Origin of the sequence: Staphylococcus sp. EG-SA-14 (assembly GCF_017151935.1) — a bacterium.
Lineage (GTDB): Bacteria > Bacillota > Bacilli > Staphylococcales > Staphylococcaceae > Staphylococcus > Staphylococcus aureus.
Window position 1 is genome coordinate 372126 of sequence record NZ_JACVZM010000001.1, and the last position, 13281, is coordinate 385406.

The following is a 13281-nucleotide window of genomic DNA, read 5'->3' on the forward strand; positions in this document are numbered from 1 at the left end:
GTCGCGTGATAAAGTGCTACATGTGAATGTGTGTACCTTTATTACCAATCAAAGCTTCGTATGCCTGCTCTAAATTGGTAATGATAACTTTTTTGTTTTCCCCACTTTCAACAAATCGTATCGCAGCTTCTATTTTTGGCAACATCGATCCTTCCGCAAACTTACCTTGTGCCGCGTATTTTTTCAGTGTTGCTACATCAATATCATCGATTTGTTGTTGATTAGGTTCATTAAAGTTAATAAATACATTTTCTACATTCGTAAGAATCATTAAGGTATCTGCTTCAATCAGCGTTGCTAATTTCTCACTAGCAAAATCTTTATCTATAACCGCTTCAACACCTTCATAGGTATTTTCTTTTTTTATAACTGGAATACCGCCACCACCGCATGCAATGACAATATTTTTACCGTCTGCTAAAGTTCGAATTAACTGGTGTTCTAGTATAGATTGAGGTAGTGGTGACGCAACTACTTTTCTATAACCACGTCCTGCATCTTCTTTAAAGACTGAGTCTGGCTGTTCTTTTTGTAATTCTTCAACTTCTTCTTTCGTATAAAAAGGACCAATTGGTTTGGTTGGGGTATTGAATCGTGGATCATCTTTATCTACTTCCACACGTGTAACGATTGTGCCTACAGTTCTATCACTATTCATTTCAGTTAAAATGCGATTGATTTCAGTTTCCAACCAATAGCCTATCATACCCTGTGACATTGCACCACAAGTATCCAATGGCATTGCCGGCGTTGTGTCACTGTTCGATTTAGCTTGTTGGATTAATAAACTTCCAATTTGTGGGCCATTACCATGTGAAATGACAATACGCGCTGGTGAATCAAATAAAGGTTTAAGGTTTTGCATCGCACGTCTAATAGCTGTTTGTTGTGCTTCAGCTGTTGCTTCTTTTGTCTGTATCGCATTACCGCCTAATGCAATGACAATTTTCTCTTTCATATTTTTGTCGCTCCTTTTAAAAAACATTTATCGTTCCCATCAATAACTTAATTAACCCGATAACTGCAAGTACGATAATAATCATAAAAAGAATATAGTCTGATTTAATCAAACGTGTCTGATTATTCTTTTGAACGATTGAATAAACAAGAAGAGCTGGAATATAAAGTAACATCGTCAATAATAAGTAATTGATACCTGCTGCATATATAAGCCATATAGCATAAATTGAGGCTATGATGCCAATCGTCCATTGTTTAGTAGTTGCTTGCTGTCGATGCTCTAAAGTGTATTTAACTTGGTAAAATGCACTGAACATGTAAGGGTATAAAATAGCACTTGATGCTAGTGAAAATGCAAATTGATACGCACTCTGTGTAAATAGCATACTTATTAAAAATAATTGTACTAATATATTGGTAATAAGCAGTGCATTTACAGGTGCTCCATTTTTATTTTCTTTAGCAAACCATTTTGGAAATAATCCATCTTTTGCAACAATGAAAGGTAATTCACCAGCAAGCAATGTCCATCCTAACCATGCACCTAGTACCGAAATAATTAAACCAATATTTACAAGTGTAGATCCCCAACCACCTACAATAGTTGCAAGCACCTGTGCCATACTTGGCGAATCTAATTGCGAAATATGATTTTGCAAAATCACGCCTTGAGCTAATACAGTTAATAAGAAATAGATAATTAAAACTGATATAAGTCCTATAACCGTGGCACTACCTACATCTTTTTTATTTTTAGCTCTACTAGAAAAAATTACTGCACCTTCGATACCGATAAACACCCAAACTGTCACTAGCATCGTACTTTTAACTTGGCTCATTGTGCTCGCCCAACTAAATGGCAATACACCCTCTGACGTCATACTGAAAAAGCCTGTTTTAAAAGTGTCAAAATTGAATGCAATTATCATGCATATGATTACAAGTAAAATCGGTATTAACTTTGCAACAGTAACAATACTATTGATAAATGCTGCTGTTTCAACGCCTTTTAAAATCAAGAAATGGACACCCCAGAGTAGTAACGAGGCGACAATAATACTTGGTAATGTGTTGCCTCCTTTAAAAATCGGGAAAAAGTTACCTACTGCTGACATCAATAGTGTTGCATAGGCAACATTGCCTAAAAACGCTGAGAACCAATATCCCCAAGCACTGATAAATCCTACAAAATCGCCAAATCCTGCTTGAGCATAACTATAAATACCACCGTCTAGCTCCGGCCGTTCATTGGTTAAATTTTGAAATACGAACGCTAATGAAATCATTCCTATAGCTGTAATAATCCAACCAATAATAATGGCTAATCCACCGGCTTTACCGCCCATATCAGACATTATATTGAACGCACCGCCACCAATCATGGATCCTATAACTAGTCCAATTAAAGAAGATTTACTGAGTTTGTTATCTCCTGATTCGTTCATATTCATTTCTCCTTTAATACCAATATGAGGTGTCTGTACATGACACTTATATCATCAGACACATCATATTCATATCGTTCCATTTAGTGATTAACTCCCCAATGTTGCTGCCATTACTGCCTTAATTGTATGCATTCTATTTTCAGCTTGATCAAACACTTTTGAATGTTCACTTCTAAAGATTTGGTCTGTAACTTCCATTTCAGCTAATCCATATTTTTCATAAATTTCTTGTCCATAAAGTGTATTTGTATCATGGAATGCTGGTAAACAATGTAAGAATATCGTTGAATCTTTACCTGTTAAATCAAACATCTGTTGATTCACTTGATAGTCTTTTAATAAATTAATACGTTGTTTAAATTCACTTTCTTCACCCATCGATACCCAAACATCTGTATATATAGCATCTGTATTTTCAACTGCTTCTGCAATATTATCCGTAATCATGACTGAACCACCATATTGACTCGCTTTTTCTTTTGCAATATCAACATATGCCTCTTTTGGATTTAATGATTTAGGTGTACAAATTCTTACATTAACACCTAACATAGCACCTGCTACCATTAATGAATGCGCAATATTATTACGTCCATCTCCAACGTAAGTTAAGTTTATTCCTTCTAGATATCCAAAATTCTCTTTTATTGTCATAAAATCAGCTAGCATTTGTGTAGGATGCCAATCGTCTGTTAATCCATTCCACACCGGTACACCAGAGAACTTCGCTAAATCTTCAACAGCTTGTTGTGAAAAACCACGGAATTCAATACCATCGAACATTCTACCTAATACTTTCGCAGTATCCTCTACAGATTCTTTTTTGCCTAATTGAATATCATTTTTTCCTAAAAATTCTGGATGCGCACCTAAATCAATAGACGCAACTGTAAACGCAGCACGCGTTCTCGTCGAATTCTTTTCGAATAGTAGTGCAATATTTTTTCCAGATAAGTAGTGATGCTTAATACCGTTTTTCTTATACTCTTTTAATGTAATTGCAAAATCAATAAGTCCTTCGAATTCTGCTTTGGTAAAATCACTTTCTTTTAATAATGATCTGCCTTTTAAATCATACGGTTTTTGAATTTCTGTCATTATTTTCACCCTCGTTTCTATAATTTATTACGTTAAATGTCTTCTCTGAATAATGGTTGACTCATACATCTAGGGCCCCCACGTCCACGTACCAACTCGCTACCAGATATTTCAATGACTTTAATGCCTTTTTGTCTCAATAAATCATTCGATACATAGTTTCTATCGTAAGTCACTACAACGCCTGGTCTTATACATAATGTATTTGAGCCATCATTCCATTGCTCTCTAGCACCATCAATGACATCACCATTTCCTGTTGGAATGAATTGGATATCATCTATACCTAGTACGTCTTCTAAAGTATCTTTTAAATGACTAGATTGTTTGATGGCAATATCTTTATTTACGTCATCATATTCAATAATAAATATATTCATATTGCCTTCTGCCTTTAAAATGGCTGAATGCATTGTAAATTTGTCATAATCTATCATTGTAAATACTGTATCTAAGTGCATAAAAGTTCGACTAGTTGGAATTTCAATTGCTACTACTTTTTTAAACGTCGCCTGCGGATTTTCAAAAATACGTCGCGCTAACTTTTCAATAGCTTGTGCAGATGTACGTTCTGAAACGCCTATAGCCAAGACATCTTTAGATAAAACAAGTTCATCGCCGCCTTCAATATTGAATGGGCAATCTCGATCTAACCAGATTGGAATATTCGCATCTTTAAATCTAGGATGATGCTTTACAATATATTGAATAAATATTGATTCTCGTCGTCGTGCTCTCCAGAACATCCGATTGATTGTTATACCGTGTCCTATTGAGGCTTGTGGATCTCTAGTAAAATAAAGGTTTGGCATTGGATCTAAATAGAATGGATACTTATCATCCATATACTCTACTAGATGTGTACATTTCGGATTAATTTCTTCCTTACGTACCCCTGACATTATTTTATCTACAAGTTCTTGATTAGAAAGTGTCGCAAATAATGCCTTAATTTCTTCTTCATGACCTAATATTGTTTTTTTAGACTCTGCTAATACATCATCAATAAATTCACTTCTTACTTGAGGATTTTCAATACTTTCAGCTGCTAACTTCTCAAGGTAAAGTACTTCAACACCCTCTTCTCTTAGCACCTGCGCAAAATGGTCATGCTCTTTTTGAGCTACTTCTAAATATGGAATATCATCAAATAGTAATCCATCTAAATAATCAGGTACTAAATTTTCTAATTCTTTTCCAGGACGCTTAAGTAACACAGTTTTTAAAGCTCCAATTTCGCTATTTACTTTAATTGGACCATCTGTCATGTCTATTTCCTCCTTTTATCTTTGAATTCATTTAGAGTATAGACAATCTTCAAACGCTTACATGTGATTATATTCACATAAAGAAAGTCGAAAATTTCATATCTTTTTGTTATACAATACATAATAATGGATTTTTATACATAAATAAAGGTATTTTGGGTCAAAATATGCATTTTTTATTCAAAAATACCCATAAAAACATGTTGTATAAAGTTTTTTATACAGTCAATTGAATGACTATGAATTCTTTCTTTCCATAAAAAAACGCGTACACAAGTTAATATTTGGTAACTAACTTGAGTACACGTGATACGAAACAAATTTTTATTATTCATTTGATACATGTCTATTTAAATAATTTTGCATATACGTATTCTGCCATATCATTTGAGGCAGTTAAGATTAATGTAGTGTCATTTCCACTCACCGTACCTAATATCTCTTCTATATTTAGCTGATCGATAAAATAGTTTATGCCTTGGGCGAAACCAGGTGAGGTTTTGACGATAATGTATGAACCATTGATGATTGAACTTAGAACTTCATGTTCACAATAGTGTCTAAACTTTTCTCTCATCTCTTGTTCTGTTTGATTATTAATAGCTTTATAAATCCATGTCTCACAATCGATAGGGACACGATATATATTTAGTTCCTTCAAGTCTTTAGCAATTGTTGTTGCACTATATCTTACACCAAAATATTCTTCAATATATGAAATGATTTGTTCTTTTTTATAAATCTTATGCTTTTTAACTATTGTAGAAACAATTTCTAATCGTTTACTTTTCTTCATATTGTAAACTCCTTTGGTAGTTACGTTTCTTGTATTAAAAAATAAATTCATGCATGTTTCATTTATAATTTAACACTTTGTTTTGCAAAAGATAATAAAAATACATGTAAATTTTTTGTGACAACTTTTAAAATGAATTTTGTATTCTAAGTCAGCATTTAATTATCACATATCTACTACTTGTAATGATTTTAGACTGCCGAGTAGTCTTTCGGCAGACAACCCTCACACTCCTCTCATCTAATTACAAAGAGAGGGTATACCTACAAAGTCAATTATCAATGTAGGTATACCCCATATATAAGCTGTATTTAAAATTTAATTATTTATAAGTGTTTAACATTACTTCTTCTTGTTTATATATTTTTACTCCACGCCTACTTCATTCCATGCTTCATACACCTGTTCAGCTGTTTGCTCGTCATATAAATCTTTAGCCGCTTGGTATAATGCATCTTTACAATCTTTGAAGTTTGAATTACTTGTTAAGTATTCCGTTAATGCTCGGTAGTAAATTTGTTCTGATTTAGATTTCCCTATTGCTTGAATCACGTTATAAGCTGCTTTATTTGGAATTCCAGAATTCGTATGTACGCCACCATTATCTTTTTCAGTGAATACATAGTCTTTCATATGAGCTGGTTGACCAAATTGTTCTGGGTTTGACATGCTGCGTAAAGCGTCTCCCTCTTTTCCAGGTGTGTAGACATCTTCACCCATTAAGAAATCCTCGTCATCTACAAAGTATCCAAAAACATCTGAAAAGCTTTCATTTAGAGCGCCTGACTGGTCCTTATATTCTAAGTTTGCAGTCTCTTGTGTCACACCGTGTGTTAATTCGTGTGCTACTACGTCATTTGCACCCGATAAACTTGTGAATGTGCGACCATCACCATCACCATAGATCATTTTGTCACCAATCCATGCGGCATTATTTCTGTTATCTTGACCACCGTAGTTATTAACATGCGTTAATGAAACAATTGGACTACCTTGGTTGTCATATGATTCACGACCAAATGTGTCTTTGTAATAATCATATGTTTGTTTAGCGTAATAATTTGCATCTACGCCAGCACGTTGCTCATCTTTTACGAAGTTTTCATCTTCATTAGTAATCAATGTTGCTTGACCTGTTTGATCATTAAAGCTAAATGCTGATAATTTACCTTGATGCGTTAAATCTTCTAGGCTAAATCCACCGTCAATACTATTGATATTGATATCTTTTGTATCGCCAAGTACACCTTTTCCTTTACCAGTTTCTGCAGCTTCTTTAACTAAGTTCATTTTTTCTAAAATTTCGCCAGTTTGAGCATCAATTTTAACTTTCCAATGTGAAATTTCTGGTGTCACTGTAATTAACTCAACATTATAAACGTATTTATTACTGTCACCATCGATTTCAACTTTGTTTTCTTTAATGACTTTATCTTTAAGATTTTTCGCTTTATTCTTATCAATCTTAACTGCTTTAAATGCTTTGTCGGCTGCGTCATCTTTACTTAATGTCACTTTATTCGTTGGCTTTACTTTCTTCGCATCAGTATCGCCATTGATTAAAACGACTTTCCCTGATTTGTCTGCGTGTACTTTCACTTCTTTGTCAGGTGCATGAACACCATCAACACTCGGTTGCAATGTGTAATGCGTAAATCCCTTTTTATCAGTTTTTACATCAGTAACTGCGTAATCTTGATAAATATTTTTTACATTTTCGGATTTAGGCAATTCTTTTAATGCTTTGACCGCATCACTCTTTTGAGTCACCTCAAATTTAATATCAGAATTAGCTGGTTTATTGTTTGAATCAATCGCTAATGCTGCTGGTGATAAAGTGCTCAACAATGTTACTGCTGCCATACTTGTAAATGCATATCTTGAAAATTTCCTCACATTTCATTCCTCCTGAAATCTTAAAAACAGCTTATAAATAAAATATTAATTTAATTTTTCAGAAAAGTAAATGATTATTTCTATTTATTTCTATACTTTTTGTTCGTTGATTTTATTTATTGATTCTTTTCTTTTTTAAAAATGTTATCTGTAGCTAAATAAAATTTTAAAAATTGAGCTTAATTATATTTTAAAATTTATCAAGGCTTTTATTTTTGTGAAAATATTAACAAATACAAAATAGTGCTCTATATACTTAATCAATGCTTGAAATATGTGAGATAACTATTTAAATAATCATGATCAAATAAACATTTTTATCAATTTCAAACAACTATGTAAGACGCAATAATCGTTATTATTTAATAAAAAAGACTAGAATGCGGTATCACTCCTCACACTCTAGCCTTAATATGCCATTATTTTATTTACTTGTTTTGTATGGTGTATGTCCAACTGTTACTTCGACAACTCTATTATGATCAACGACAAACCAGATGCCTAATGTCTTTTTAGCATTTTGATAGTAAAAAATACCGCTATCAGCTTCCTTTGTTTTACCATTTTCTTTTTTCAAGTCCTTGCCATAAGCTTTTTGGATATCTTTTAATGAAATATTATTTTTAACTACAAATTGCAATTGACTTGCTTCGTTTCCTTTTGCAGAAACACCTTTAAAAGTTTGATTATATTTCTCTACTTTTTTTATCGTATTCGTTTTAGCTAATTTAATACCATTGAATTTCACATTATCATACTTAATCGCGTTAATAAAATTCTTATCCAGAATAAAATTAGCATTATTACCAATATAACCATTATAAGTATAATATGGGGTTATTGCTGCCTGTGCCTGTTTACTTGTTGGCGCCGAATTTTCAACAACTGTTACTCCAATCAGTGTGCCCAATGCTAATGTTGCTGCTACACAAACTTTACTGGTTTTATTCATAATTATCTCTCTTTTCCATACAAATATTTTATTCCTTACACTTTTATTATAACTTTTTCAGCCATAAAAATACTAATGATTATATTTATAAATACATAACAGTTTTGTTATACTAATTGAAGTACACAAAAAACAATGAAAATATTAATATCGCCTACTTTTCTAATATTTATTTTTTAAAATGATTATGGCAATATTGAAATAAATTATTTAGCTTCACGTATCAACTACTTTTCATTAACATGGAGGCGTTATATTTGAAAAAACTTCTTATTACCATCGTAATTATCGTATTAATCGGAGCACTTGGGTTCGCAATTTATGCTGCAATAAATCATTCTACATCATCAAGTAATAACCAAGAACAAGAAAATAAATCTACGCATAAAAAGACAGAAACCGAAGAAAATGATCAACAAGATGATAGTGCAGACAAAACAGATAAAAATCAAAATAATGGCAATAACGTTACTAATGACAATCAACCATCTTCACCGTCAAATGTTCCTAACAACCATTCAACAGTACCATCGAATACGCAACCAGCTCAGCCAAAAGACTCAAATTCAAATAAAAATAATACTCACGGTGGTGGCAGTCAATCGTCAACAAACAACCAAAATAATCAACAACAGAACACACCACCTGCTAATAAATCAAATAATACCAATACGCCTTCTAAACAAACACCTCAAGCACAATCACCTAAAAATTAATCATTTGCCTGATACGTCCACAAGTACCAGATGCATAAATTCAGAAAAACAGCAGTGAGATATTTTTCTATTTGAAATATCTTACTGCTGTTCTTTATTTGCATAATTCGCACTCTGTTAAAATCATATAAAAGTTCGCTTTAATGTCATTGACGTATGTATAAGCTCTCATGTTTAATAATATTAATACACCCTTAAAAACGCTTACACGAAAAATTTAGAAAGGAGGTACATGTTAAATGCTTGATAGACACTTAAAACTACTCCAGTTTTTTATTAAAAATCCATCAAAGCACATTAGTTCTAATGAAATTGCTAAACATGTCAATGTTTCAAACCGCACAGTTCGCAATGATATCCAAGTTATCAATAGCAATTTTATGGATGATATCATCGTAAGTATTAAATCTAAAGGATATCAATTAAATACATCTCAGTATACCTTAGAAACGATAACTGAACGTTACACGCATATTCAATCATATAAAGAAAAACTATTATTATCTATGGCGTATCAACTGCTAATGCACAATAAATCGCAGACATTGCAACAACTAGAGCAAGATTATCTATTATCTAAAACTGTGCTCAACGACTATTTCGTTCGAATTCAACAATGGTGTCAAAAATTTAATATCGCTTTAACAATCAAGAAAAAACAAGGTATTGTGGTCGATGGAACAGATAATGATATCACTAATGCCATCATCCATTTAAATCAATTATCATCAGGGCATGTACATGTTGAAGACCTAATTTTAAATGAATTACCTGATTCACACCAAAGGATGATTTCGCATATTATACAAGAGACACTTCAACAACATAGTATTGAAACAACTGATATTCAAATACAACAGCTTTTAATTCATCTCATTTTAATCATTAAACGTAAGCAATCTTTAAGTGAGCTAGACACGTTAAACCACGATGCAAAATTGATATCTCAATCTTGCATTAAGCAAATCAACGAAAGATTAGGTTATGACTTGAACGAAAAAGTAATCAATATGTTTTCATTCTTTATTGCTTATCATTTTAATAAACTCGATATTGGCATAGAACGTATATTTATACAAAGTTATATTGATCGCTTAATCGAATTGATGCAGCAACGTATTCATGTACCTTTCAATGAAGATTCGATTTTACAACAAAATTTATATAATCATTTTAGTAAAGCATATTTACGTATCACTCAAAACATTTATTTAAACAATCCTTTAGTTATAGAGATTAAAAAACTCTATCCCTTTGTGTTTAACACACTTTTTGAAGCGATTGATAAATTAGCAATTGATACTGATATAGAGATGAGCGAAGATGAAATTGCATTTTTAACAATTCATTTTCAAGCTGCCATCGAGCGTCGTACCAAAACACAATTAAATGTAGTCATTGCTTGTTATTATGGTCTAGGTGTGTCGAATTTTTTAGAAACTAAAATAAATAACTTATCCGAAGAGTTGTCAGTGATAAATACGATTAAACTAGAAAATATAACACACTATCACTTTGACAATGTAGATTTATTAATAACGACCCATGATATTCCAAAACAAACGCTAAACATACTTCCTAAGCACCTGACGACTATCAAGGTTGCACCATTATTTTCTGAAGATGATTGTCACAAAATCAGACTCGTTGTGAAGCAAAAGCAAAATCCAGTTCAAGCACATCATCATATGGACACTGTCAATTTCCTTGTCGTAAATACTGAACAAAAATCACGGCATACTGTGCAAATTTTTGAAGAAGCTCAAAAAATATTACAAGCACATCATGCGATTGTAGAAGGATATATCGAATCAGCTTTAGAGCGTGAGAAATCATCTTCTACATACATAGGTAATTTTATGGCGATTCCTCATGGAGATCCTGAAAAAGTTTTACAATCACATGTGCTTATTTTTCGCACAAAAGATGTTTTTCCTTGGCGACAACACGATGTCAAACTTGTCTTTTTCTTAGCGATTTCGCATAAAGACAAAGCTTTTACAAAACAAATGATGCAATTAATTGCTAACTTGGATGATGATTCAGTGAACCATTTATGTAGTTTAGGTGATTATAGTTTAAAGCAACAGTTATTTGAATACTTACAAGAATAATTGCCACTAGTAACGGTAATTATTCTTTTTTTTAGTATCGAGAATACGCTTACAATATAGAAAAGGAGATGATTTTATGAAAATTGTAGCTATTACCTCATGCCCAAATGGCATTGCACATACATATATGGCTCAAGAAAAGCTTGAGCAGGTAGCAAAAGAAATGGGTGTGGATATTAAAGTAGAGACACAGGGCGGTGTTGGTGCTGAAAATGTTTTAACTACGCAAGACATCGAAGAAGCTGACGGTGTCATAATTGCAGCTGATAAACAAGTTGATCTATCCCGATTTGTTGGTAAACGGTTGATTAATGAAAATGTTCGCGAAGGGATTCATAATCCGAGAGATCTAATTCAACGTATCATTAATCAAGATGCGCCTATTTATCAATCTGAAACAAATTATCATTCGAAAGATCGCGGTAAGTCTAAAAGTGGTATTCAAATGGTGTATCAACATTTAATGAACGGTGTATCGTTTATGGTTCCTTTTATCGTAGTTGGTGGACTCCTTATCGCCATCGCGCTGACTCTAGGCGGTGAAACGACATCAAAAGGATTAGTCATCCCAGATGATTCATTTTGGAAATCCATTGAAAACATTGGTAGTTTAGCCTTTAAATTTATGGTTCCAATACTAGCTGGATATATCGCTGTTAGTATCGCTGACAAGCCCGGTCTTGTTCCTGGTATGATTGGCGGCGCTATCGCTGCTGACGGTAGTTTTTATGGCAGTGATGCAGGCGCAGGATTTTTAGGTGGTATTGTTGCTGGTTTCTTAGCAGGTTATATCGCAAAGTGGATTAAAGATATTAAAGTTCCAAAAGCAATGGCACCAATTATGCCTATCATTATTATTCCCATTATTTCATCGGTCGTTGTAGGATTGATATTTATATTTTTAATCGGTGCACCAATTTCTAATATTTTTGAGGCATTAACAACCTGGTTAAAAAGTATGCAAGGTGCTAATATTATTATACTTGCGATGATTATAGGTGCGATGATTGCCTTCGATATGGGCGGTCCAGTAAACAAAGTAGCATTTTTATTTGGCTCAGCACTTATTGCTGAAGGTAATTACGCCGTTATGGGTATGGTCGCAGTTGCTGTATGTACACCACCAATCGGTTTAGGTTTAGCAACGTTTGTTCAAAAGTATAAATTCAATCATTCCGAAAGAGAAATGGGTAAGGCTTCCTTCACTATGGGACTGTTTGGTATTACTGAAGGTGCTATTCCTTTCGCAGCCCAAGATCCATTGCGCATTATACCTGCAAACATCATTGGTGCAATGATTGCATCAGTCATTGCAGCCATTGGTGGTGTCGGCGATAGAGTCGCACATGGAGGTCCAATCGTGGCTGTATTAGGTGGTATTGATCATGTATTATGGTTTATCTTTGCAGTGATAGTAGGTAGTCTTGTCACAATGATTACTGTACTATTATTAAAACGCAATACACCAGTTATAGCAGTAGATGCACCAGCGCAACACACGCAACTTCATGATACAGATATTACACAACATGATACAGAGGTTGACAATGTAGATAACACCGCGAAACATTCACATCTCAATAAACCTTCTCATGTTTTTGATCAACAAACTATGATAATTACTGATCACGACATGTCTCGAAACGAAGCAATTGATATGTTGATTCATAAACTTAAAATTTGCCGTTATGTAGAGCACACATCGCATTTAAAAAATGCAATCCTAGAACGTGAAATGGAGTCTACGACAGCTATTGGCATGAACGTGGCCATTCCACATGCAAAGTCTGATGTTGTAAAACAACCGATTGTAGCTGTTATGAAAAATAATCATGGTGTTAAATGGGAGAGTCTAGATGGTAGTCTACCTCAATTGATATTCTTAATTGCCGTACCAAACAACAGTCAGGATACACATTTAAAAATACTTCAGCGCTTATCTAAAGCGTTAATGAATGATGAGACACGCCAATCACTAATTAATGCAAACAGTACTACAGAAATTTATAACTTATTAATGAAAATATAGAGGA

General features: G+C 33.3%; 11 protein-coding genes. 3 read left to right on the plus strand and 8 right to left on the minus strand.

From position 1 onward, the window contains the following. Positions 1 to 16: 16 nt before the first annotated feature. The 8 genes from arcC to isaB all read right to left on the minus strand — a co-directional run bounded on the left by arcC (position 17) and on the right by isaB (position 8418). Entirely contained in the window at positions 17 to 958 is a 942-nt protein-coding gene (arcC, locus tag IDG63_RS01820) for a carbamate kinase (protein ID WP_000660031.1), read from the minus strand. 16 nt (positions 959 to 974) lie between these two features. Then, on the minus strand, positions 975 to 2405 hold the full coding sequence (gene arcD, locus IDG63_RS01825; RefSeq protein WP_001005839.1) for an arginine-ornithine antiporter: 1431 nt from the start codon (positions 2403 to 2405) through the stop codon (positions 975 to 977). Positions 2406 to 2495: 90 nt separating this feature from the next. After that, positions 2496 to 3506 carry an ornithine carbamoyltransferase gene (gene argF / locus IDG63_RS01830; protein WP_000136170.1) on the minus strand — a complete coding sequence of 337 codons (1011 nt, stop codon included), beginning with the start codon at positions 3504 to 3506 and terminating at the stop codon, positions 2496 to 2498. Positions 3507 to 3538: 32 nt separating this feature from the next. After that, positions 3539 to 4774 carry an arginine deiminase gene (gene arcA, locus IDG63_RS01835; protein WP_000129411.1) on the minus strand — a complete coding sequence of 412 codons (1236 nt, stop codon included), beginning with the start codon at positions 4772 to 4774 and terminating at the stop codon, positions 3539 to 3541. A 176-nt stretch (positions 4775 to 4950) separates the two neighbouring features. Continuing rightward, positions 4951 to 5118, minus strand: a complete 168-nt coding sequence (locus tag IDG63_RS01840; protein WP_001792441.1) for a hypothetical protein — start codon at positions 5116 to 5118, stop codon at positions 4951 to 4953. A gap of 2 nt (positions 5119 to 5120) precedes the next feature. Next, a complete protein-coding gene (locus tag IDG63_RS01845) occupies positions 5121 to 5570 on the minus strand; it encodes an arginine repressor (RefSeq protein ID WP_000748760.1) in 450 nt (149 codons plus the stop codon). A 366-nt stretch (positions 5571 to 5936) separates the two neighbouring features. Beyond that, positions 5937 to 7466, minus strand: coding sequence for a zinc metalloproteinase aureolysin (gene aur / locus IDG63_RS01850; protein WP_001225031.1), 1530 nt, complete (start codon positions 7464 to 7466; stop codon positions 5937 to 5939). A 424-nt stretch (positions 7467 to 7890) separates the two neighbouring features. Continuing rightward, on the minus strand, positions 7891 to 8418 hold the full coding sequence (gene isaB, locus IDG63_RS01855) for an immunodominant staphylococcal antigen IsaB (protein ID WP_001044561.1): 528 nt from the start codon (positions 8416 to 8418) through the stop codon (positions 7891 to 7893). A gap of 257 nt (positions 8419 to 8675) precedes the next feature. On the opposite strand from isaB, the gene IDG63_RS01860 reads away from it, so the two are divergent. From IDG63_RS01860 to IDG63_RS01870, 3 genes are all read left to right on the plus strand, one after another. After that, positions 8676 to 9134: a hypothetical protein gene (locus tag IDG63_RS01860; RefSeq protein WP_000734803.1), complete on the plus strand. Its 459-nt coding sequence runs from the start codon at positions 8676 to 8678 to the stop codon at positions 9132 to 9134. A 239-nt stretch (positions 9135 to 9373) separates the two neighbouring features. Next, positions 9374 to 11248, plus strand: a complete 1875-nt coding sequence (locus IDG63_RS01865; RefSeq protein ID WP_100127016.1) for a BglG family transcription antiterminator — start codon at positions 9374 to 9376, stop codon at positions 11246 to 11248. 76 nt (positions 11249 to 11324) lie between these two features. Then, complete coding sequence (locus IDG63_RS01870; protein WP_000706102.1) at positions 11325 to 13277, plus strand: PTS fructose transporter subunit IIABC; 1953 nt, start codon at positions 11325 to 11327, stop codon at positions 13275 to 13277. The last annotated feature ends 4 nt before the right edge of the window (positions 13278 to 13281 follow it).

Excerpts from the sequence above, each read along its gene's own strand:
- arcC (WP_000660031.1), bottom strand. The coding sequence starts at position 958 with ATGAAAGAGAAAATTGTCATTGCATTAGGCGGTAATGCGATACAGACA.
- arcD (WP_001005839.1), bottom strand. The coding sequence starts at position 2,405 with ATGAACGAATCAGGAGATAACAAACTCAGTAAATCTTCTTTAATTGGA.
- argF (WP_000136170.1), bottom strand. The coding sequence starts at position 3,506 with ATGACAGAAATTCAAAAACCGTATGATTTAAAAGGCAGATCATTATTA.
- arcA (WP_000129411.1), bottom strand. The coding sequence starts at position 4,774 with ATGACAGATGGTCCAATTAAAGTAAATAGCGAAATTGGAGCTTTAAAA.
- IDG63_RS01840 (WP_001792441.1), bottom strand. The coding sequence starts at position 5,118 with ATGTATCAAATGAATAATAAAAATTTGTTTCGTATCACGTGTACTCAA.
- IDG63_RS01845 (WP_000748760.1), bottom strand. The coding sequence starts at position 5,570 with ATGAAGAAAAGTAAACGATTAGAAATTGTTTCTACAATAGTTAAAAAG.
- isaB (WP_001044561.1), bottom strand. The coding sequence starts at position 8,418 with ATGAATAAAACCAGTAAAGTTTGTGTAGCAGCAACATTAGCATTGGGC.
- IDG63_RS01865 (WP_100127016.1), top strand. The coding sequence starts at position 9,374 with ATGCTTGATAGACACTTAAAACTACTCCAGTTTTTTATTAAAAATCCA.
- IDG63_RS01870 (WP_000706102.1), top strand. The coding sequence starts at position 11,325 with ATGAAAATTGTAGCTATTACCTCATGCCCAAATGGCATTGCACATACA.